The 21,939-nt window shown below is 47.5% G+C and carries 16 protein-coding genes and 1 pseudogene; 11 read left to right on the forward strand and 6 right to left on the reverse strand.

What is annotated here, in order from left to right:
• The first annotated feature begins 822 nt into the window (after positions 1 to 822).
• A complete protein-coding gene (locus tag ACUYLD_RS00005; RefSeq protein WP_231109524.1) occupies positions 823 to 1,086 on the forward strand; it encodes a hypothetical protein in 264 nt (87 codons plus the stop codon).
• 195 nt (positions 1,087 to 1,281) lie between these two features.
• Here ACUYLD_RS00005 and ACUYLD_RS00010 read toward each other — a convergent pair whose 3' ends face one another.
• The 3 genes and pseudogenes from ACUYLD_RS00010 to ACUYLD_RS00020 all read right to left on the reverse strand — a co-directional run bounded on the left by ACUYLD_RS00010 (position 1,282) and on the right by ACUYLD_RS00020 (position 2,186).
• Entirely contained in the window at positions 1,282 to 1,458 is a 177-nt protein-coding gene (locus ACUYLD_RS00010; protein WP_196765492.1) for a hypothetical protein, read from the reverse strand.
• 290 nt (positions 1,459 to 1,748) lie between these two features.
• Positions 1,749 to 1,980: pseudogene (locus ACUYLD_RS00015) on the reverse strand (IS110 family transposase); the annotation flags it as partial.
• Positions 1,981 to 2,018: 38 nt separating this feature from the next.
• Positions 2,019 to 2,186, reverse strand: a complete 168-nt coding sequence (locus ACUYLD_RS00020) for a hypothetical protein (protein ID WP_446674149.1) — start codon at positions 2,184 to 2,186, stop codon at positions 2,019 to 2,021.
• A 723-nt stretch (positions 2,187 to 2,909) separates the two neighbouring features.
• On the opposite strand from ACUYLD_RS00020, the gene ACUYLD_RS00025 reads away from it, so the two are divergent.
• On the forward strand, positions 2,910 to 3,374 hold the full coding sequence (locus tag ACUYLD_RS00025; protein ID WP_250267555.1) for a phage tail protein: 465 nt from the start codon (positions 2,910 to 2,912) through the stop codon (positions 3,372 to 3,374).
• 456 nt (positions 3,375 to 3,830) lie between these two features.
• Here the strand turns inward: ACUYLD_RS00025 and ACUYLD_RS00030 are convergent, their stop codons facing one another.
• Positions 3,831 to 4,661 carry an SDR family oxidoreductase gene (locus tag ACUYLD_RS00030; protein WP_446674555.1) on the reverse strand — a complete coding sequence of 277 codons (831 nt, stop codon included), beginning with the start codon at positions 4,659 to 4,661 and terminating at the stop codon, positions 3,831 to 3,833.
• 46 nt (positions 4,662 to 4,707) lie between these two features.
• Positions 4,708 to 5,460 carry an SDR family oxidoreductase gene (locus tag ACUYLD_RS00035; protein ID WP_254350864.1) on the reverse strand — a complete coding sequence of 251 codons (753 nt, stop codon included), beginning with the start codon at positions 5,458 to 5,460 and terminating at the stop codon, positions 4,708 to 4,710.
• Positions 5,461 to 5,627: 167 nt separating this feature from the next.
• On the opposite strand from ACUYLD_RS00035, the gene ACUYLD_RS00040 reads away from it, so the two are divergent.
• Both ACUYLD_RS00040 and ACUYLD_RS00045 read left to right on the forward strand, forming a co-directional pair.
• Positions 5,628 to 6,284: a TetR/AcrR family transcriptional regulator gene (locus ACUYLD_RS00040; RefSeq protein WP_446674150.1), complete on the forward strand. Its 657-nt coding sequence runs from the start codon at positions 5,628 to 5,630 to the stop codon at positions 6,282 to 6,284.
• A gap of 487 nt (positions 6,285 to 6,771) precedes the next feature.
• Positions 6,772 to 7,863 carry a collagen-like protein gene (locus ACUYLD_RS00045; protein WP_446674556.1) on the forward strand — a complete coding sequence of 364 codons (1,092 nt, stop codon included), beginning with the start codon at positions 6,772 to 6,774 and terminating at the stop codon, positions 7,861 to 7,863.
• A gap of 244 nt (positions 7,864 to 8,107) precedes the next feature.
• On the opposite strand, the gene ACUYLD_RS00050 is transcribed toward ACUYLD_RS00045, so the two are convergent.
• Complete coding sequence (locus ACUYLD_RS00050) at positions 8,108 to 8,959, reverse strand: aldo/keto reductase (protein WP_446674151.1); 852 nt, start codon at positions 8,957 to 8,959, stop codon at positions 8,108 to 8,110.
• A gap of 723 nt (positions 8,960 to 9,682) precedes the next feature.
• Between ACUYLD_RS00050 and ACUYLD_RS00055 the strand changes: the two genes are divergently transcribed.
• The 7 genes from ACUYLD_RS00055 to ACUYLD_RS00085 all read left to right on the forward strand — a co-directional run bounded on the left by ACUYLD_RS00055 (position 9,683) and on the right by ACUYLD_RS00085 (position 21,931).
• Positions 9,683 to 13,708, forward strand: a complete 4,026-nt coding sequence (locus tag ACUYLD_RS00055; protein WP_446674152.1) for a DUF5695 domain-containing protein — start codon at positions 9,683 to 9,685, stop codon at positions 13,706 to 13,708.
• 134 nt (positions 13,709 to 13,842) lie between these two features.
• Entirely contained in the window at positions 13,843 to 15,141 is a 1,299-nt protein-coding gene (gene melA, locus ACUYLD_RS00060) for an alpha-galactosidase (protein ID WP_446674153.1), read from the forward strand.
• Positions 15,142 to 15,154: 13 nt separating this feature from the next.
• Positions 15,155 to 16,981, forward strand: a complete 1,827-nt coding sequence (locus tag ACUYLD_RS00065) for a cache domain-containing sensor histidine kinase (RefSeq protein WP_446674154.1) — start codon at positions 15,155 to 15,157, stop codon at positions 16,979 to 16,981.
• 16 nt (positions 16,982 to 16,997) lie between these two features.
• Positions 16,998 to 18,590: a response regulator gene (locus tag ACUYLD_RS00070; RefSeq protein ID WP_446674155.1), complete on the forward strand. Its 1,593-nt coding sequence runs from the start codon at positions 16,998 to 17,000 to the stop codon at positions 18,588 to 18,590.
• Between the two features lie 123 nt (positions 18,591 to 18,713).
• Positions 18,714 to 20,069: an ABC transporter substrate-binding protein gene (locus ACUYLD_RS00075; protein ID WP_446674156.1), complete on the forward strand. Its 1,356-nt coding sequence runs from the start codon at positions 18,714 to 18,716 to the stop codon at positions 20,067 to 20,069.
• A gap of 33 nt (positions 20,070 to 20,102) precedes the next feature.
• The gene (locus ACUYLD_RS00080) at positions 20,103 to 21,008 is read left to right on the forward strand and encodes a carbohydrate ABC transporter permease (RefSeq protein WP_235307454.1); all 906 of its coding nucleotides are present in this window, start codon (positions 20,103 to 20,105) and stop codon (positions 21,006 to 21,008) included.
• Positions 21,005 to 21,931 (forward strand): carbohydrate ABC transporter permease, encoded by a 927-nt coding sequence (locus ACUYLD_RS00085; RefSeq protein ID WP_250259252.1) that lies wholly within the window; start codon positions 21,005 to 21,007, stop codon positions 21,929 to 21,931. The genes ACUYLD_RS00080 and ACUYLD_RS00085 overlap by 4 nt, the downstream gene beginning before the upstream one ends.
• Positions 21,932 to 21,939: the final 8 nt, after the last annotated feature.

Raw genomic sequence — 21,939 nt, forward strand, 5'->3', positions numbered from 1 at the left:
GTGTGGCGGAATTGGCAGACGCGCGCGACTCAAAATCGTGAGGGAAACCGTGGAGGTTCGAGTCCTCTCACCGGCATCTATTTCGGGATGTAGCTCAATGGTAAAACTCAGCTTTCCAAGCTGGTAGCGTGGGTCCGATTCCCATTACCCGCTTTATATAGATGAAAAAGGAGAGATGGCTTATTTTTATGCCATCTCTCCTTTTTTAGTTTTAAACTATTTCTATCGACATGACAACCAGTAGAAACCTCAAGGCAATCTCCTCCGTTCCTTTGCGTTATTAACATACACAGGCAACTTCCAGAATTTTTATTTTCTGATCTTCTTCATATACTTAAGTTTCAGCTCGTAGTTCAGTTCTTGAAGGCAATATCAGCATGCAGACAGAAATTTCCCCCGCAACCTAACTCTGGTATCGGCGAGAGAAGCAACCGCTCCAGATCCAGAGTTTCAATCTGCTTAACTATCGGTTAATGGGCTTTGAGCGAAGCACTGACCGGAGTCATCTTCGTCTGAGAAGCAACTGGACCTGGTGACCATGGATATCACGATGCCAGATATGACAGGTACACACGAGGCTTTCTATGGATAGGGCGTAAAACTAACGAGGAACGATAGTTAAATAACACACAATGTTGAGCAGGCGCTTCAAGTCTGCTCTTTTTATTAAACTAACGGGCAGGATAGTTATAAATATGTTAAAATAAGGGAGAATAAAATCAGAGGTGAGCTAATGTTCAATCCGAATATCTTCTTCTATTAGTTGTGTCTAAGGTCATGGCTTCAAATGCCAAAATCTAACCCGGCACAACGGGGATGAAGATGTTTACACGGGAAGAGATTCAATTCTGGGAAGATGAGAAACAGCAAAGTCTGGAGATCAATAATAAGCCCAAAGATCCAAGAAAAGAGAAGCTTAAGGATTTCCGTAAAGGAATCAAGAGTGTTCATTACAACAAAGAATGTAAAATAGCAAGAAAAGATGATTATCGTCTGTATAGAACAAAAATGAAACGACTGATGCGTAGTGAAGAATACGAGCTCCTACACAGTTACAAACGAACGAGTGGTTGGATTACTTGGTAAATGAGGTAGCCTTTGAATGAACTCATCCTATTGTTGAAGTGAGTAGCAGTAGGGCAGTTCATGAGGGGCTGCTTTTTTTTCATTGAGCTAACGGGCAGTTTAGTTGAACAAGATAAGTGGAGGTTTTATGTCGCATTTGACGCAAACTGTGAAGGAGGAAGCTGGGAAAATGATAGCTAAGTGTAAAGTGTTGAGTTAACTATCCAGCTTGTTTGTTGATGTCTTTAATGTTTGTGCAGCCTCATCGAGATAGATATCTAAATAAGTACCATCAGTAAATTTAATAACCACAGCATTAGTAGTGATGGCGACATCTTCAATCGTCCTACCTTTAAGTTTTTCAGGTATAACTTTGAAATTAGTCGATTCCACATTCATCAAATCCTTTCATTGATTACACATCTTAGTAATCGGTAATAAGTATATAAAACCTATATTAGTCTAACACTTCTCATTATAAAAGTAAAAGATGAATGATAGAAATACTGAACAGTACGAAGATATTGTGTAATAAAAGAAAGCGTGCTTATTCAACTAACGAGGAACGTTAGTTAAATAAAGAACAGCGGTAGTCTAGGACTTTCTCCTTTTTTAGTCCAAGGCTGCCGCTATTACTATATTCAATTCAGTCTAATACTATATTTTTATCTGACACCGGCTTTCAGAACGGCATCAGAGGTGGGGAACTCCAATAAGGTTTTCAACGACACCGCAGAATGAAGATCCCCGATAAACACCCTTGTATTCAGGAGACATCTGATCCAATGCGGTTTGGACTGCAGCTTAATTTGAATATATAGACCGGTAAACGCGTCATGCTGTCGCGTTAAGTTTCGGAGATTCAAGCAACTGAACGCCCCTTGTTTTATAATGATCAAAGTCTTCTTTGTAGAAATAGAATCATCTTCGGTTGATTACTCCTCGGGTAAAAGTTATGAACGGTTGACCTTGGCTTCAAAACGCTTTTCCAACACGTCCCAGTTGGGTGTAGGGACCCGGGACCGTTCCTTCCAAAGGTGAAGCACGCGGCTCAAAGCTACGATTTCCCCTACGAATCCGTCAACCAGCCGGCGGATCGGCATCCTATGATAAATTTTCATAAAAGGCGCATCAACGCCGGTCGTTTGCGGATTAGTGAAGCTTGCGCGGCCGGCGTTAGTGGATACCCTAAGGCCTCTAACACGCGAAAGCCTTCGTCCATAGCCGCGATCATCTGCCGCAACAACTTGTCGTCGCCGGCGTTTTTTTTCATTTGACGCTCGTGTATAACCGTTACAAAGTTTAGCGCAATTATAGGCACGATATAATTCTTGAACCGTGCCTCTATATTTTCATGATAGATAGGTATCGTACTTATTTGGTTTACATATGCGGGTACGCCCCCTTCCATGCAGAGGGTCTTTCCCAAACAAACATGGCCTAACGGCCACCATCATGAATGAAAATGTCTTGGCTTGTGAATCTGAACCTCCTTAATGGAGTAGAGGGCACAGGCCGAGAGTTTTTTGTTAGGACATACTCTGAGTCCTTAATTTCCCGACCTAGAGGAACTATAGGCAGCATCGTATTATCTCGCTGGTCGAATATTTAAAGCGGTGTTTGTGAATACCAGTCTATGTGAACACTATTTAACAAACTAACAAATTCGCCATTGAAAATCTTCTCTTGAACCAATTTTGGTATACTATGTGGTAGATAAGAGAATTGAGAATTATTTTGAAGTCTGGCTATAAGTGTGTTTCTACAACAACTTGAAAAATAAAATCGATTTTGGTGAAATGCGGAAGCTGTTAGGGCGTAAAGAGAGAAGAGGAGGAATGGAAATGTCGTATCTCGTTGATTTTAAAGATGTATCTACGGTTGGTTTAGAGTCTTCACCTGTAGCAGAAGCGCTTGCTGGTTTACGTGCTAATGAGGCCCGTTATTTTATGAACAAATACAAGTATGAATTTACGGTTGTACCAGCTAGCGAAAGCCAGGAGAGCCTTGATTATGTGAACCGAATTTTGAGAGAAGAACGTGATATTGCGTTTGCGGCTAAACCTTTAGAAACGTCGCGTTTTCAAGTGGAAAATATCCAATTTACCTACGTTTTTTATGAGGATGGTCTTGCAATCAATGTCATGTATACGGTGGATGATCCTAAAAAGCGGGCTGTTGGTTTTAAGCTTTCTGAGGGGATGGAGGTACCAAAGGAGCTAGAAGGGAAGTTTAAGTTTGCTAGGCAGAAGTCTAAACTAGCTGGAACAATTCGGGGTTCGTTTTTTGTAATTAAAGGACAATATTAAAGTAAGCAAAAGCGCAAATGGAGGAATCCAGCCCCTTATTCTCTTTGCAAAAAAATGTGAAATTAAAGCAAGGGCTATCCCGCAAAAGGATGGCCCTTTTTTGAAAGAATGATGAAAAGCTACCGCTTATCGTATGATTATCAAACAGGAAGATCGCGGATAGTCTCTGATAAGGAGACTATTTTTTTGAGAACTTGCCCCTTCAGCCAACGCGGTGAACCATGCCATAAGTGAAGATAAAAAATTTCCTTGTGGGAAGTGACCTAACAATACGATTAGCCAGAATAGTTTGCTGCGAATGAAGATAACAACACTTAGTGTGGTATGCACTCGTGTTGATCTCGTTTTAATATCCAAACTTCTATTTCATACATGTTGTTGTTAGTCCATGTCTTGCTTCGCTTTTCTCAAGTGCTTATTAAGCGGCCCATGATCGATTCTCGGTCTCGTCTCCAATCAGTTGTTGAAGTAGTGAGACTGTTCGAGGTGGTGGATCAGTGTAGGTTGCACAGGCCGCCATCCCAGAAGTTCCTGAGTTGCAACGCTTGATCTCGGGATATCGAGCGCTGCAAGTGTGCTGAGGAAGCCGAAGTGGGTGTCTGCTTCTTCACGTGAAATGCTGACTACAGGCACGTTCAGGTGTTTACCGATAACACTTGCGATGTCGCGAAATGGCACGCCTTCATCTGCGACCCCATTTAGTCGTGAACCGGCGGGTGCCTTTTCTAACGCAAGGCGGTATAGATGTGCGGCGTCAAGGCGGTGCACAGCCGGCCAGCGGTTGCTCCCCTCTTCCACATAGGCTGAGAAGCCCTTCGTTTTGGCAATGTTGATCAGTCTCGGCACAAATCCTGTGTCACCCTCACCGTGTACCGAAGGACAAAGCTCTACGATCGATGTCCGCACTCCGCGCTCAGCCAGCAATAACATTACGTTTTCTGCTGCCACTCCATTGGCGTGCGTGGTGATCACGAACGGCTTCCCGGACCCTTCCAGCGCCGCCCCCATCGCTTCGACGGCGTGCAGATCTGCTGTGAGCGCCCTGGCGAAGTTCGAGAAGTCGTGATTGAATGCCAGATGAATAATGCCATCCGCAGCAGCCGCACCACTACGAAGGCTGTCGAGATCGTCAATGTCACCGCGGTGCACTTCGGCCCCGGCCTCTTTTAGTTTCGCAGCGCTATTGTCTGAGCGCACAAGACCGACGACCTGATGACCCGCATCAATGAGTTCATGGACGACAGCGGAACCGATGTAACCTGTTGCTCCTGTTACGAAAACACGCATCATGAAATCCCCCTTAAGCTACTAACCATTATTGTATAAATTATAATTACCACGCGATGGGTCCATCCTCATCTGAGAACGTTCCTGTTGGACCGTCCGCACCAATCATCGCAAGCCGGACTGCTTCACGCGCCCCTTGTTCAACACTACGAGTGCCAGCAAAATTATTGAGCGCAGTCGATGTAAAACCTGGACAGGCCGCATTGACCTTGATGTTTGTCGATTCAAGCGCAAAGGCAAAGGCAAGTGTCACCGCATGAACAGCCGATTTTGATGCCGAATAGGCCCCAAACATCGCACGATGTGAGTTTTCCGGAATGGAGTTCCAGCTGAGGGAGCCGCCGGTGCTGCCCATGTTGACGATGCGTGCTGCCGGAGCCTCACGTAAAAGTGGCAACATGGCCTGGGTGACAGCAATGACACCAAAAACATTAGTTTCATAAACCGAACGAATGTCTTCGAGCGAAGCAACGGTCAAAAGACCGCTCGTCGCGCCACTGCTTGGAAACGGATCGTCCGGTTTACCTGCGTGTGATATGCCCGCATTGTTTACAAGTACATCGAGACGACCAAATTCGTTCCGAATACACTCTGCTGCAGCAACAATGGAGTCCTGATCGGTAACGTCGAGCTGGAGAGCGTGCGCATCCGAACCGATGCTTTTGGAGGCAGTTTCTCCATTCTCGAGGCTGCGTGATCCAACGAGCACGGTGAAGCCGTGTTCCGCTAGATCCTTCGCAATCTGTAAACCTATTCCTTTATTGGCACCGGTGATCAAGGCTACGGGTTTGTCTTGCATGATCGTAATCTCCTTTTTGGTATGGGGCACCATCTATATATTTCCCGTTGGATGTGGGATAATGATATTAAATCACACAAAAACGAAACTGTAAAGTTCCGGAACTAATGAGTTTCTGGATATATATTTTAAAAGGAGCTAAGTTTATGAGTAAAATAAAAAAGGAAATGTCTGAGAGGGGCGAATTAACTGAGGTCGTGGCAAAAAAGCCTGCGAAAACATTGGGACGCAAGAGAGATCACACGCGGGATGATAAAATCCTCGAGGCGGCAATCGACATCCTCGCCGATACGAGTTTCGATGGTATGACAATGGACATGGTCGCGGCTCGAGCAAAGGCTGGGAAGGCGACGGTTTACCGCCGCTGGTCTTCCAAGGCGGAGTTAGTCCGAGACGCCTTGGCATGGATGAATCGAAATCATCTTGAGCTCGAAAGCTTGCCTGATACAGGAACCTTACGCGAAGATCTCCTCGTGCTTTTGAAGCCGCAATCGATAGCGGAAGAAGAACGCAAATTTCGAGTCCTAGCGGGCCTAGGCTCCTTTTTGCAGCATTCGGAATTTGCCGAAGCAGGAACAGCCGGGATTTTCGAGCCATGGGTTGTTGTAAACCGCGAGCTTATGAACCGAGCCGTCGTCCGCGGTGAAATTCCTGCTCACGCGGACATTGAGATGGCTTGCCAGGTCATTACTTCAATGGCTTCTTTTCGCGGACTCATCCAGCGCAAACCGTTCGACAAGCCTTTCTTCACAGCGCTAATCGATGGTATTCTACTGCCTGCACTCAAAAACCCGCGAACAGCTCCAAATATCATGGACCGATGATGACCAGGCGCTTACCAGAAGAATCTACAAGGTGGATCAAGAGGTGAGCAGGATTGGTTTCAGGATAGTGAGCCTAGGAGAAAAATATTACGGAGTCGAACGCTCTGTTGTATTATCACAGAAATGATTCAATTAACGGGAACGATACTTGAATTTAGAACAGGGAGCACACTGCCACTGTGAGGTACAAAAAAAGAACCAAATGTGATTTTGGTTCCGCAGTGAAGGACGATTTAAATTATGTAATTATACTGAAAGATTGTTGTGGTTTGTGGTATAACATCACCCTACTAAACACCCAATATTCTAAAAATGGATTTTAGTCTAGCGAATAACCGGCTATTCGTCCATGCCTAAAATAAACAACTCACGTACACTGAACCATATTTATAGGGAGGTGTCGTTGTTGAGTTGTCCGGATAAAAAAAAACGTGCAAAAAGAAAACTACAATTGTTTGCCATCCAAAAGAAAAGAAAAAAGAAACTGTTGAGTTTTCTGGATAAAAAAAAATCGTGCAAAAAGAAAACCGCAATTGTTTGCCATCCAAAAGGAAAAAAAAAGAAACGACGTCTTCTAGTTATTAAAAAAATAGTGCGGGTACCGTGTCCTCCACCTAAAGGTCAGCAATTACTTCAAGGACTTGCGGGAGCAATTGCAGAAGCTGGACCTCAAGGACTTGTAGGAGCACTTGGCCCCCAAGGATTGGCAGGGATTGCAGGAGCGATAGGCGCACTTGGTCCCGAAGGTCTTGCAGGAGCACTTGGCCCCCAAGGATTGGCAGGGATTGCAGGAGCGATAGGCGCACTTGGCCCCGAGGGACTTGCAGGAGCACTTGGCCCCCAAGGATTGGCAGGGCTCGCAGGAGCGATAGGCGCACTTGGCCCCGAAGGACTTGCAGGAGCACTTGGCCCACAGGGACTTGCAGGGATTGCAGGAGCAATTGGTGCAGCTGGATTGGCAGGACCAACAGGAGCAGCAGGACCAGCAGGACCAGCAGGACCAGCAGGACCAGCAGGAGCAGTAGGACCAGCAGGACCAGCAGGAGCAGTAGGACCAGCAGGAGCAGTAGGACCAGCAGGACCGGTAGGACCAGCGGGACCAGTAGGAGCAGCAGGAGCAACAGGTCCAGCGGGACCCGCAGGGCCGGCAGGTGGAGTATTAGGCTTTGCAGATTTCTTTGCCTTGATGCCTCCTGATAATGCAGCAACTGTTGCTCCCGATACAGACGTAAGTTTTCCGCAAGATGGTCCAATCAGTGGGACTGCAATTACCCGTATAAATGCGAGCTCTTTTAACTTGGCTACAATTGGCACTTATCAGGTTTTGTTTCAGGTAGGTGTAAACGAACCGGGTCAACTCATTTTAACACTCAACGGCGCTGATCTGGCTTATACGGTGGTCGGGCGTGCAACAGGTACTTCTCAAATAGTAGGAATGGCTCTTGTGCAAACAACGGTCATTAATTCAGTACTCACAGTGCGAAACCCTGCTGGCAATGCGGCGGCACTCACGATCACTCCATTAGCTGGAGGAACAAGACCAGTTTCCGCGCACCTTGTTATTACGCAGGTTGCATAGAGGGAAAGAAATGCAGTATTTTTCGATAATAATGCCAATATCAACGATAGTTCAATAACCACGAGGAGACGGCAGACGATAAAGTGGCTGTCGTTTCTCAATTAACGAGCAAATTAGCTTAATAAATACATTGATACCGCAAACGAAAAAGAGGAGTAGATATCCTTAGGGCATCTACTCTATACTTTTAATTGTTGGTTCTTTTGGCGTAATCAAAACCTACAGGTGATCTTTTAAAAGATGGTTAGATATCGAGTTTCCGGGTACCGATCCATTTCACCATGTCAGGATCGCGATGTGAAAAGAACAGGCTCTGTTTCGTATCTAACGTAGTAATCGACTCCATATCCTCCTGGCTTAGCTCAAAGTCAAAGATATTGAAGTTTTCGGTAATTCTTTCTTTACGAACAGACTTTGGAATCACAACAACTTCTCTTTGTGTCAACCAGCGTAAAACCACCTGAGCAACGGATTTATTATACTTTTCAGCTATAGATACCAATATTTCATTCTGAAACAAGTTATTTTTCCCTTCAGCAAAAGGCGCCCAGGATTCGATCTGAACATTATTCTCTTTCATGAATTTTGCATTTTCAATTTGCTGGTTGAATGGGTGCGTTTCAACCTGATTCACGGCAGGAACTACTTCATTATGAATAATCAAATCGATCAGGCGATCCTCATGGAAGTTACTAACGCCGATTGCACGGACCTTTCCTTCACGGTACAATTCCTCGATAGCGCGCCAAGAACCAAACACATCTCCATATGGCTGGTGAATTAAATACAAATCCAAATAATCCAATTGCAATCTATCCAGTGATTTTTCAAATGCCTTTTTTGTACGCGCATAACCCGTATCCTGAACCCAAAGTTTCGTAGTGATAAATAACTCCTCTCTTGTCACGCCACTACGTTTGATCGCTCTGCCAACGGCTTCTTCATTTAAATAAGAGGCAGCGGTATCTATCAGCCGATAGCCTGCCATAATAGCGTCATAAACGCTTTGTTCACATTCATTTGCATCTTGGATCTGATAAACACCAAAACCGAGTATAGGCATCTCAACTCCATTGTTCAAAGTTACTTTTTGCATATAAAATCCTCCAGTATTTTTAATTATTATGTGTAAATCAACTACAATTCATATTCATAACAGACACCCACTTCACATCTTTATTATGCAACAGATGACAATGCGATCGTTATCCCGTTCGTGCCAAATGTTTGCCTAATCCTCTCACTACCACCTATTTAACAGATAAATATGGACTATAATCGAAATAAATAGAATGGCGGAACAGGAAGGATCAAATGTCTGAAATAATAACTAAGCAGCAAATACCCCATACCCTATCCCAGAAATTCTTTACATACGCAGACTCCAAATTCTACCTTAAGAGCAAATTTATTAAATAAATACCTTCGCATCTGGAAAAAACCAACGAAACGATTCCCCACTACAGCAACTCAAAATAAATTTCTCAATTTCACGGTGTCCGTTTGTATAATCTGATCACACCCCGATATATCTAAAAATGCCTCCTTGCTCCCTATCTAAATTTCTTTCTCTCCATCCTTTGTAATCTTAATTCAGATAAATCTGTCGTAGCTTGGTTGATTGCCGATCTAACAGTATCCCTCTATTAGGTTGAAATCCTATATAAATCGGTTGAAAATGTTGATTTTACCAATGGACAAGGATTTGTACAATAGAGTTGTAGCGCTTACATTTCCAAGGAGGTTGCGGCGAAATGAAGAGAATTCAGCTGATTGGCAAACAAATCAGGACCCCGAGATCTAAAAGGAGGCCGTGTTGATGAAATTTAAGGGAATATTGGCGGCATTTTTGTTTTTAACCACAGCGTCTGTGTTATTTGGGACGCATACGGCAGAGGCCCATGAACTATCCAATGACAAGCTGACGATTCAGACAGGCGAGCATGGCGAAATTTCATCCATACGTATCAAGGGAGATGCTTTCCCGACAGAGTATGTCATGAACGCAACGGTAACACCTGAACAGAACACCGCAGATCATCAGTGGCTAGGGGAGCTGATGTTCACATACCGATTGGATGGAGGCAGCTGGACGAAGGCATGGACGAACAAGTCGGCAGACGCACGTAAGATCACAACCACTGGTAACCGTGTCACTGTGACGTACGAGAATTCTACTCATGCAGAAGGCATACGCAATTTTAAAGTCATCGAAACGTATTCGGCAGAGTCGAATGGTTCGGTATTGTGGAATATACAGGTGCAGAATACAAGTGGGAAAAAATTGGAGATTGGTGATTTCGGTTTGCCTCTGCCTTTCAATGAGCAGTGGACCAACGGTGATGCGATCTACGAAACTAGAGTGGTGACGCATTCCTTTGTCGGCAATAACAGCTCCTACATCACAGCTGGGCGTCCCAGCGGCATTGGTTCTTCCCTGCTGCTGATTCCTGATTCCACAACGGGTGCGGGCTTTGAGTATCAGGATCACTGGCGGGATGAGGAGCATCCGGGCAGTAAATGGGCGTGGAACCCGGCTAACGAAGGCAAATGGCTGGAAGGACTCAATGTATTTTATATTCATTCCAATGTCATCAAGTCCACCAACCGGGGGTATTTGCCCAATACAAGCCTAATCCTGAATCCCGGTCAAAGCAAAAACTATGGTTTCAAGTTTCTGGCGGTGAAGGACGAGCATGATGTAAAAGATACGTTGTACCAAGAAAACTTGGTGGATACAACAGTCGTACCGGGTATGATCGTGCCTACGAATCAAAAGGCGAAGGTGGACCTGCGCTCCAAGCAGGCGATCAGCAAAGTAACCTATCCAGACGGAACCGCTATTCCGCAGACGGATAGCAAGGCCGGAGGACATTACATTTATGAACTGAAATTTACTAAGCTGGGCCCGAACTTCATAACGGTAGAATACGGCGACGGCAACAAAACGGTGTTACAGTTCTATGCCATTGAGCCGATTGATCAAGCGCTGCAACGGCATGCTACATTTATGGTCGACAAAACCCAATGGAATGTACCGGGTGATCTGCGCGACAAGGTATTTGACGATTGGATGATGCATACCAAATCCAAACGCAACATTTTTAACGGCTATTGGGGCTGGGGGGATGATTGGGGTCTGACCCACGGACAGTTCCTGGCTGAGAAAAACACACTGTCTCCAGTCGCCAAAGAGGTGCGGGCAGTAGACGATTATTTGGAGACAGCGATCTGGACGAATCTGATGAACGGACATCATGAGGATTATTTAATTCATGATTTCTTGATGCCAGAGCCTAACGATACACCGACCTATCGAGGGTATGCTTATCCGCACGTATACAACACGTATTTCAGCATGTACAAGATTGCCAAGGAATACCCGGATCTTGTCACTTACAAGCATCCAAAGGAAACCTATTTGCTGCGGGCTTATAACATTTTCAAAGCATTGTATGAAGGGCCAGTCGCGTACAACTGGGAAACAGGTTTGATGGGCGAGCTGACCACACCGGATATTATTCAGGCACTTCATGATGAAGGCTATGATGATGAAGCGAATGATCTCAAGGAAAAAATGGATCGCAAATATAACAATTTTAAAAATACAAAGTATCCTTACGGTTCTGAATATAGCTATGACAATACAGGGGAAGAGGCTGTATATACGTTAGCCAAGCAGAATATAGATACGGAGGGCGAGCAAAATAAGGCCCTGGAAATGATGAGTAAAATTAATGCCAAAACCCGTGCGGCACGCGGTCATATGCCCGTATGGTACTACTACACCGATCCGGTGACGATTACCGGGGAGAACTGGTTTAACTTCCAGTACACGACTTCGCTTGCTGGATATGCGATGGATGACTGGATTCGCCATCATGAGGACAATCATCGTGAGGAACAACAACGGTTGTCTTATGCAGCTAAAATTGCCAATGTGGGAGCGATTAACTCCGGGCAAATCAGCTCGGACCCTGAGAACATCGGGGCGGTCGCATGGACGTATCAAGCGGAAAAAGGCAATAACGGCACGAACGGCACTGGCGGCGGTAAAAATGTTCCGCTCTTTAACGGCTGGCGCGGCATGAGCGGTGAGGCTGATCTCGGATTGTTCGGTGCGCTCAAAACGTTAAGTGCTGATATCGCGATTGATCCTATTTTCGGATTGACGGGCTACGGTGCAGAGGTGAGCAAAAACGGCAACGTGTATACGGTCAAGCCGCTGGACGGCCTGTTCAAGCGCATTAATCTGATCACGGAAAAGCTGTATATCGAGCTGGAAAAGGACCAATATACAGAAGCCAAGCTGGCAACATCCAAGGATTACGTATGGCTCCAACTGAAAAATCAAACACCGGGTCAAGCCCATTCCACGTACGTTACATTTGACGGTTTGAAAAAAGGAACGTATTTGGTTAAAGTAGGCGGTCAATCACAAGGGAAGTTTAATGCGTATGCGCCTTCCAACAAGCTTAAATTGGAGATTGGTACAGCATCCTCTTACACGGTAGAGCTGACATCGACCACACCTGATCCGAACAAAGCACCTGTCGTGGATGCTGGCAAAGATTCGAAGGTAAAGCTGCCGGATCAGATCATTCTGAAAGGTACGTCTACGGATGATGGGCTTCCGCAAGGAAAGGTGACAAACGAGTGGAGTCTGGTTGAAGGACCACAGGACGCGAAGGTCACATTCAGTAACAAAACATCGCTGCGCACGAAGGTGGACGTTTCCGAGCCGGGAACGTATGTGTTCAAGCTGACAGCCAGCGATTCTCAGTTGTCAGCGGAGGCTAAAGTAACGGTGGTAGCTGAACCGGCGGCTCCGTTACTTGAACAGCTTGCAGTTTACAAGTTTGATGAAACAAGCGGTTCTGTAGTTGCGGATTCATCAGACAGCGGCAATGATGCTGTCGTGAAGGGGACGACTGCATGGGCTGCGGGTAAAACAGGCAATGCTGTCAGTCTGAACGGCAAGGACAGCTATGTGCAGCTTCCGGCGGGTATTGTCAGTCGGGCACAGCAATTGACCGTATCCGGCTGGGTTAAAGCGAACAGCCTGAGCGATTATGTGCGGATTTTTGACTTCGGCTCCGGGACGAATGAATATATGTTCCTGACGCCTAAAGCAGGAAATACCATGCTGTTTGCCATTACCAACCAAGGCAACGGGCAGGGACAGGAGCAGACGATTGAAGGCCCTGTACTGCCGACAGGCGTATGGAAGCATGTTGCGGTCACGCTTTCGGGCTCCACAGGTATCTTGTACGTGGATGGAAAAGAAGTGGGACGCAATACCAACTTGACCTTAAATCCTATCAGTCTGGGTCAGACCAAAAATAATTTTATCGGCAAATCTCAGTACCCTGATCCGTACTTCAATGGTCTGGTGGATGAATTCCGTATCTACAGCCGTGCTTTGAATGCAACCGAGGTGGCAGGTCTGGCCTCCGGTACAGCACAGAATCTGGCGGCAACTGAGAAAATTACCGCGTTAGAAGAAGTAAATGTAACGACACATGTCGGTGAAAAACCGGAACTGCCAAGCGTAGTGGAAGCTACGTATGGAGAAGGCTCCACTAAATGGGTGGCTGTGGAATGGGAGGATATAGCCCCTGCACAATATGCTGCTCCAGGTTCGTTTGAATTGAAGGGCAAAGTAGAGGGAACAGAATTGAAGGCAATTGCGAAGGTAACCGTGATTGAGGCAGGGGCTGCGGCTCCAGCGGTAACTCCGGTTAGCCCGGAGACTTTAGTAACCCCACCAACTACGACACCCTCGGTAACATCTGCCTTACCGCTTCGGCCTGTTAGCTCCGCTAAACCAGCGGGGGTATCCTGAATGGGAGGCAACAACGCATAGTTATGAGTAACCTTTCCCATCGTCACTTTCCTCCTGAAAAGGGGAGAGTGGCGGTGGGTATCCTTGCATTTGGAGTGCAAAGCTGCGAACAAAAATGTGAATGGGGGAAAAGTATGAGCAAGATTACATTTCTGGGTGCAGGTAGTACGGTATTTGCTAAAAATGTGCTTGGCGATTGTATGTTGACGCCTGCATTGCAGGGCTTTGAACTGGCGTTGTTTGATATTAATCCTGTAAGGCTGAAGGACTCGGAAAATATTTTATCCAATTTGAAAAAAACAACAGGGAGCACCTGTGTGATTCGCTCCTACACTGACCGTAAGGAAGCGCTGCGCGGAGCGACCTATGTGGTAAACGCCATTCAGGTAGGCGGCTATGATCCATGTACGATTACGGATTTTGAAATTCCCAAAAAATACGGCCTGCGCCAAACGATTGCCGATACGGTAGGTATTGGCGGTATTTTCCGCAATTTACGTACAATTCCGGTGATGCTCGATTTTGCGGCAGATGTGCGCGAAGTGTGCCCGGATGCATGGTTTCTCAACTACACGAATCCGATGGCCGTGCTGACGAATGTGATGAACGTTTATGGCGGTGTCCGTACGGTAGGGCTGTGTCATAGCGTGCAGGCGTGTATACCGGAGCTGTTTAAAAGCCTCGGGCTGGAGCAGGAAGGTGTAAAGGCAAAAATCGCAGGCATCAATCATATGGCGTGGTTGCTCGAAGTGAGCAAGGACGGTGTGGATTTATATCCTGAGATTAAAAAACGAGCCGCCGCTAAGCAGCAGGAAAAGCATCATGATATGGTGCGCTTTGAAATGATGCTAAAATTCGGCTATTACATTACGGAGTCGTCCGAGCATAATGCGGAATATCATCCGTATTTTATCAAACGGGCATACCCTGAGCTGATCGAGCGCTTCAATATTCCTTTGGATGAATACCCGCGCCGCTGTGTGAGCCAAATTGAACGATGGGAAACGATGCGTGAGGAGCTTTTGGGCAATCAGGATCTGCGTCATGAACGGTCAAACGAGTATGCCTCTTATATATTTGAGGCGATCGAAACGAATCAGCCTTTTGCCATTGGCGGCAATGTGATGAACACAGGCTTAATTACCAATCTGCCGAAGGAAGCCTGTGTGGAGGTACCTTGTCTGGTGAATCGTAACGGGGTTACGCCAACCTTTGTCGGGGATTTGCCACCCCAATGCGCTGCGCTGAACCGGACGAATATTAATACCCAGCTGTTAACGATTGAAGCTGCAATCACCGGGAAAAAGGAGCACATTTATCATGCTGCTATGCTGGACCCGCACACGTCCGCAGAGCTGTCCATGGATGATATTGTTTCTCTGTGTGATGACCTGATTGCAGCCCACGGGACATGGCTCCCAGCCTATGTGTAAGGGAGGCAGATGAATGGGAGGCCGGGGTCGTCAAAAGTTCGCCGGGATTCCTACAATCCGTGGGAAATTCATTGTACTGACGCTGGTACTCACCGTCATTCCGATGGTGGTACTGACCTTTACCTTTTACCGGATCGCGGCCCATTCCCTTGGTGAGAAGTCGGAGGCACTGGCTATGCAGTCCCGGCAAATGAGTGAAAATTACGTCAATGCGACGCTCTCCGATTTGAATGATCTGACCAATTCCATTCTCAGCAATCCTGATGTGCAGTCTACGCTGGAGACCAAGCCGGAAGATGATTATGAATATTTACGGAACGATGAAACACTCAGTATGGTGGTCCGTACGCAAACCCAGACCAAGCCGTATATCACGTCCTCTCTCATATATGCCGCCAATGGCGGGCTCAAGCATTCTCTCTATCAAGGGAATGTTTCGGTCCGTTTTGGCGGCCTTCCTACATTAGAGGAAGCACGTGTGTACTATCGCCGCCTACTCGCCGAGCGGCCCATGATGTGGATGGCTCATTCGCCGTTTGAATCCGGACGCGGGATGGCGGAGGATCGCATCTATGTGGGGAAGCTGCTTCGAAAAACGACTGGAGATTATGCGCCCCTCGGATTTTTGCTGCTGGAAATCGACAAGGCCAGTCTGTTTCGGGGGCTTGCTTTTCATGAAACAGACGGTAATACCCAGATGTGGGTGCTGGATCAGGAGGGCGAGCCTGTATACCGATTGCCGGAGGAGGGTGTTGCGGACCAAGCGCTATTGCGGCAGATTGCCAAATCGGCTGTGGATAGGCCTGTGCTTACGAAGGACTGGAGAACATGGAACGGCCGCCAGACGATGATCTCTTACGGCCCGTTAAATGAAGGACAATGGACGCTGCTGCAAAAAGTCGATCAGTCTGTGCTGTTTGAGGATGCACGGAAAATTGGTGCCTGGACCATCTGGACTTTTTTGATTGCATTGATGCTGGGCTGGATGCTGTCTTATCGGTTAAGTGACACGATTCGTCGCCCCCTGCTTCAATTGAGCCGATTGATGGCGGTCGATGGGAGTGTGAGCGCTACAGGCTCAGCCCAAGCTTTCGAAGCTCCTAATTCCGTTGTTTTTAATCCTAAGGATGAGGTAGGGCAGATCGGGCAGCGTTTTCTTCATATGATGCAAAAAAATCATGAACTGTACGGTCAGGTCTACGAAGCATTGCTGTCGCGTAAGCAGGCTGAGTTTCGCGCGCTTCAGGCGCAGATTAATCCGCATTTTTTGTACAACACGCTAGAATCACTGAAGGGAATGGCATTGGCGAATGGGCAACGGGATATGGCAGAGGTAATCGGTGCCTTTGGTAAATGTTTTCGCATTTCGCTAAGTTATGGCCGAGAGCAAATCAGCTTGGGACAGGAAGTTGAGCATGTAAGCGCCTATGTGAAGGTGCAGCAGTTCAGATTTAGGAATTCGTTCGAGTGGATTTGCGAGGTCGAGGAGGATATTTGCGGATTTTATGTACCCAAACTGATCCTCCAGCCACTCGTCGAAAATGCTATTTACCACGGCTTAAAAGGGCGTACCGACCGTGGATATATCATGTTATCCGGTACAAGGGAAGGAGATATGTTGCGTTTGACGGTCAGTGATGATGGGGGCGGTATTGGAGCCGAGCGTCTGAACGATATCCGGAAGTCGCTGGATGCGGAACGGGGGAATGCTATTGGCTTTGGGTTGCGCAATGTGCATGAACGTCTTCGGCATTATGGTCCGCAATATGGACTGTCCGTGACAAGCGAGCCGGGTCAGTACACCTCGGTTACCTTACAGGCACCCATTCGAACCGAATAAGAAAGGGGAGGATGGCATGTACCGGCTGCTGATTGTGGACGACGAATATCATATTCGGGAAGGACTGAAGCTGATGGTGGCGGAAAGTAGTCTGTCAGTGGAAGTCAGTGATGTGGCGGAGGACGGCGCAACGGCATTACGTTTGTATACGGAGCAGCGACCGGACATGATTTTACTGGATATTAATTTACCGGATATGAGTGGACTGGACGTAGCAAAAACCATTCGGGAAAAGGATCAGCAGACCCCGTTATTATTCCTGACAGGGTATGAATCTATGACATATATTCGTCAGGCAGTTTCGCTTCAAGCGGTCGATTATTTGCTCAAGCCAGTGACCAGCGGGGATTTTGAAGCGGCATTGAGCCGGGCTGAGGATCGCATTGCGCAATGGCGAAGAAGCGAGGAGGATGCCATTCACCGCCATCGTTCATTGGAGCCATTGTACAGGGAGCATCTACTGCTGGATTTGCTCCAGCAGCGGCGTCCTGCAGCCGACGTCATTCGAGAGATGGACGGGCTGGGATTTTTCGGCGAGACGAGTGGACCGCCTTATACCGTACTGTGCTGCGAGCTGGAGGAGTCGTCGCAGCAGGAGGCAACCGCCACTAGCAAGCCACACGGTTCCATGCATAAAAGCAGCCATGTATTCGCCGGACTGACGGGGGAGGCTGCGGCAGCAGCCGGGGCGAAGGCGCATGGTGCGGCGGTTTCCCGCGATCGGCGTGTTGTGCTGCTGGCGACGGCATCTTGCAGGGCCGCGGAGCGGACGGCACAGCAGATTCGTCAGGCCGTGCAGGAACGATTGAGCCAGGGCGTGTCCATCGGGATTAGCCGTCCCGTTCAACGGATGGAGCAACTTCCCGAAGCGTATGAGGAAGCTGTGCAAGCGGCGGAGCATCGGGGGTGGGTGGGCTATAGCCAGATCATTCCCTATGAGAGCATTCAGACGGCCGAGCCGAACAGCAGTCAATTACTGGAGAAGGAACTACTGATGATTACGGAAATTCGAGCCGGCAATGATGCTGCCGTACATGCGATTTTACAGGAATGGTCAGGACAATTGGCGGGCTTGCCTGTCAAGCAGGTGAAAATGATCGTCACTCAGCTCGTCCTGTTCGTCATGCGGATCGTCCAGAGTGATGCATCTGTAGGACAAACATCCATGCAGGAGCAGGACCCGTTGTTGGAGCTGTCCCGATTACGGCATGGGCCCGAGATGATTGATTATGTATCGCGCTATTTTGTTCGGGTGGGTCGTCATGTCCGAGAATCACGCGAGAAGGGCATTCCGCGCAAATTCCAACAGGCCAAGGAATGGATTCGCGAGCATCTTCAGGAGGATGGCGGGCTGAACCGTCTGGCAGAGTACATGAATATGAGCCCCAAGTATTTGAGTGCCCGTTTCAAGCAAGTTACAGGTGAAAGCTTCGCCGACTACCAGACGCGTGTTCGCTTTGAGCGAGCCCGAGAACTGCTGCTGGACCCGAATCGCAAGGTGGCGGAGGTAGCGGAGGTTGTGGGATTCACAGATACCAACTATTTTAGCATTGCCTTTAAAAAGCATACCGGACTGACCCCGACGGAGTTTCGTAAAACATTTTTGTAAACGCGCTGTTAAAAAAATCATACCAAAACAAAGAGAGTCTGGAGTCGTTGGGTGGTCGGCTCTGGGCTCTCGGCGCATAATAGGCTTGTAAGGAGAAACCAGTTCAGGAAGGGGCCGGTTGATTTGCTCAAACGAAGGTTACGGACATGGATGGCTCTCGTGATGACGGCGATGTTGACAGGACTGACGGCTTGCAGTGGTAACGCTGGCGAACCGGCTAATCCCAATGCGGTCGAACTCAAGTTCATGTACTGGGGAAGCAATGACGAGAAGCAGGCGATGGAAAAAATGATTCAAAGCTTTAATGCATCCCACCCGAACATTCGGGTGAAGGGCGAGCATGTCCCTGGTGACTACACGACGAAAATTAACACGTTAATGGCTGCCAATCAGCTTCCTGATATCGCCTACCTGGGCGATTCCCTCACGATGAAATGGGCAAGTGAAGGCAGACTCCTGGATTTATCCTCTTATTATGACGAATATCCCGAATTAAAAAACAAGCTCAAATCCTCCTATCTCTACAGCGAACCCGGCAAGTCTATTGGAAATTACACCGCATTGGAAGTGATGCAGTTATTTTACAACAAGGAGTTGTTTACAGAAGCAGGGGTACCCGTCCCTCCGGCTGATTCTCAAAAAGCGTGGACATGGGATGAATTTCTGGAAATTGCCAAAAAGCTGACCAAGGATCAGAACGGCAAGCATCCGGGAGACAGTGGATTTGATCCGAAAAATATTGTGCAATACGGCTTTGCCTTCGGCAATGACCGCAGCTCCTGGGGGCCGCTTTTAGCGAGCAACGGTGGAGGTTTGACTGACAAAACAGGCAAGAAGTACACCCTGAACAGTCCTGAGTCGGTGGAGGTTTTTCAGAAGTTGAAGGATCTGGTTTTCAAGGAGCATGTTTCTCCTGATTTGATCCAGCAGCAGGACATGCCGTCCAATACGATTCGGCTTCAGACAAGAAAGGTCGCCATGGTGGTGGACGGGACATGGTCCCTGCTCGATTTTTCGAACAACAAGCAACTGCAATGGAGTATCGGCGTTCTGCCGAAGCTAAAAGAGCCCAAAACGATGATCGTTGCGGGAGCCACGGTCATTTTCCAGAGCACCAAGCACCCGAAGGAAGCGCTCGAATTTTATTTGTACCATAACAATCCCGAAAAGGTGGATTTGTTCAAGTCCGGTCTGTGGATGCCTATCGAGGAAAAATATTATACCAATGAGCAGGCCATCCAGTCATGGACCAATAATGCCGCACATCCACCGGAATTTCAAAAGGCTGGCATTGAGTATGCCAGAGATTATGCGATCAAGCCGTTAACTTCGACCCTTCGCAACTGGCCTGATATCGGTTCCAAGCTGACCCCAGGGCTGGATCTGATTTGGACGAACAAGAAGACGCCGCAGCAGGCGCTGGATGAACTGGAGCCCATCATTCAGCCATTGCTTCAAGGGGTATACCCGGATGAATAATGCGGCGGGACAGCTGCGAAAGGAGAACAGCCCATGAAGCGACCAAAATCAGGAATGATGCGCATGGAGCGAAACTGGGGTCTGCTATTCGCGCTTCCTGCCATCCTCGGATTAATGATATTTACAATTGGACCGATCGCGGCCTCGTTCGTATTCAGCTTAACCGATTGGACGATTGGTGGACAGATGACCTTTATCGGATTGGACAATTACCGAACCATTTTGACCGAGGATGCTACCTTTTCCCAATCCATGTTCGTGACCACATATTATGCACTGGGCAGCGTACCTCTAGGCTTGGCGGCAGCTTTTATCATTGCGCTGTTATTAAATCAAAAGGTGAAGGGTTTGTCGGTGTTCCGTACGATTTATTATTTACCTACCATTGTGCCGAGTATTGCCAACACGATGCTGTGGCTATGGATGTTCAACCCGGATTTTGGTCTGTTAAATTCGCTGCTGGAGGGCGTTGGACTGCCAGGGAGCAAATGGATTTATGACGAGAGCACTGCAATACCCTCGCTGATTATGATGAGCACCTGGGGGATCGGGAACACGGTCATTATCTTTTTGGCGGGACTTCAGTCGGTTCCCACCCATCTGTATGAAGCAGCTGAGGTAGACGGCGGCAATAGGTGGCATAAATTTTTTCACATTACCATTCCTTCGATGACACCGACCATCTTTTTCAATCTGGTTATGTCTTTAATCAGCACCTTTCAGGCCTTCAATCAGGCGTATGTCATGACCAACGGGGGACCTAACAATTCAACCCTGTTCTATGTGTTCTACTTGTGGCGTACAGCCTTTACGGAGACTAAAATCGGCTACGCCTCAGCGCTGGCCTGGATCTTATTTTTCGTCATCATGGTGCTAACGGTTCTGATTTTCTCCACATCCAAAAAGTGGGTTCACTATGAAGGAGGGGAACGTTCATGAATCAGGTCACTTCTTCTGTCAATCCTTCAGAAACACCACAACATCCGCTTCCACAGCCTGAACGCTCCCGAAGTCCTGCTACCGCCACCCGTTCCAAACCATTCCCAATCAGCCGTATTGTACTGTATATCGTTTTAATTATAGGTAGTGTTTTAATGCTGTTGCCATTTGCATGGCTCATTCGCAGCTCTCTGATGGGGACATCGCAAATTTTCGTGTTCCCGCCAGAGTGGATACCCTCTCCTTTTCAATGGAGCAATTACCCGGAAGCGCTGACTTCGGTACCATTCGGCAGGTATTTTATGAATACGTTCATGATTGAGGTATGTGTGCTGGCAGGAGTGATGTTGACCTCGATTGTATCGGCGTTTACCTTTGCCCGCCTACGCTGGCCTGGACGTAATCTGATTTTTTCTCTGCTGATCGGGTCGATGATGCTGCCTTACGCGGTGACGCTGATTCCCACTTTCGTGATGTGGCGTGAGTTGGGCGGGCTGAATACATTTCTGCCGCTGATTGTTCCTGCATGGTTCGGTGGAGGGGCGTTTAACATCTTTTTGATGCGACAATTCATGCTGACGATCCCACGCGATCTGGACGAAGCGGCTTATATGGACGGAGGTACGCCTCTGACTGTACTATGGCGCGTCATTATTCCTTTATCTTCGCCTGCATTAATTGTGATCGGAATATTTACATTTATTGATGTGTGGAACGATTTTTTGGGCCCGATTATTTACTTAAGTGACGAAAAGCATTTTACGCTAGCGCTGGGGCTGGCGACTTTCCGGGGATTAAACAATACCAACTGGCCTTACCTGATGGCGGCTTCCAGCACGATTTTGGCTCCCATCGTCCTGATATTTTTTATCGGACAACGCTATTTTATCGAAGGCATCACATTGACAGGGATTAAAGGCTAAAAGGAAGC

Source organism: Paenibacillus sp. SER-28 (genome assembly GCF_052906305.1).

Excerpts from the sequence above, each read along its gene's own strand:
- ACUYLD_RS00005 (WP_231109524.1), top strand. The coding sequence starts at position 823 with ATGTTTACACGGGAAGAGATTCAATTCTGGGAAGATGAGAAACAGCAA.
- ACUYLD_RS00020 (WP_446674149.1), bottom strand. The coding sequence starts at position 2,186 with ATGAAAATTTATCATAGGATGCCGATCCGCCGGCTGGTTGACGGATTC.
- ACUYLD_RS00025 (WP_250267555.1), top strand. The coding sequence starts at position 2,910 with ATGTCGTATCTCGTTGATTTTAAAGATGTATCTACGGTTGGTTTAGAG.
- ACUYLD_RS00030 (WP_446674555.1), bottom strand. The coding sequence starts at position 4,661 with ATGCGTGTTTTCGTAACAGGAGCAACAGGTTACATCGGTTCCGCTGTC.
- ACUYLD_RS00035 (WP_254350864.1), bottom strand. The coding sequence starts at position 5,460 with ATGCAAGACAAACCCGTAGCCTTGATCACCGGTGCCAATAAAGGAATA.
- ACUYLD_RS00040 (WP_446674150.1), top strand. The coding sequence starts at position 5,628 with ATGTCTGAGAGGGGCGAATTAACTGAGGTCGTGGCAAAAAAGCCTGCG.
- ACUYLD_RS00050 (WP_446674151.1), bottom strand. The coding sequence starts at position 8,959 with ATGCAAAAAGTAACTTTGAACAATGGAGTTGAGATGCCTATACTCGGT.
- ACUYLD_RS00055 (WP_446674152.1), top strand. The coding sequence starts at position 9,683 with ATGAAATTTAAGGGAATATTGGCGGCATTTTTGTTTTTAACCACAGCG.
- melA (WP_446674153.1), top strand. The coding sequence starts at position 13,843 with ATGAGCAAGATTACATTTCTGGGTGCAGGTAGTACGGTATTTGCTAAA.
- ACUYLD_RS00065 (WP_446674154.1), top strand. The coding sequence starts at position 15,155 with ATGGGAGGCCGGGGTCGTCAAAAGTTCGCCGGGATTCCTACAATCCGT.
- ACUYLD_RS00070 (WP_446674155.1), top strand. The coding sequence starts at position 16,998 with ATGTACCGGCTGCTGATTGTGGACGACGAATATCATATTCGGGAAGGA.
- ACUYLD_RS00080 (WP_235307454.1), top strand. The coding sequence starts at position 20,103 with ATGAAGCGACCAAAATCAGGAATGATGCGCATGGAGCGAAACTGGGGT.
- ACUYLD_RS00085 (WP_250259252.1), top strand. The coding sequence starts at position 21,005 with ATGAATCAGGTCACTTCTTCTGTCAATCCTTCAGAAACACCACAACAT.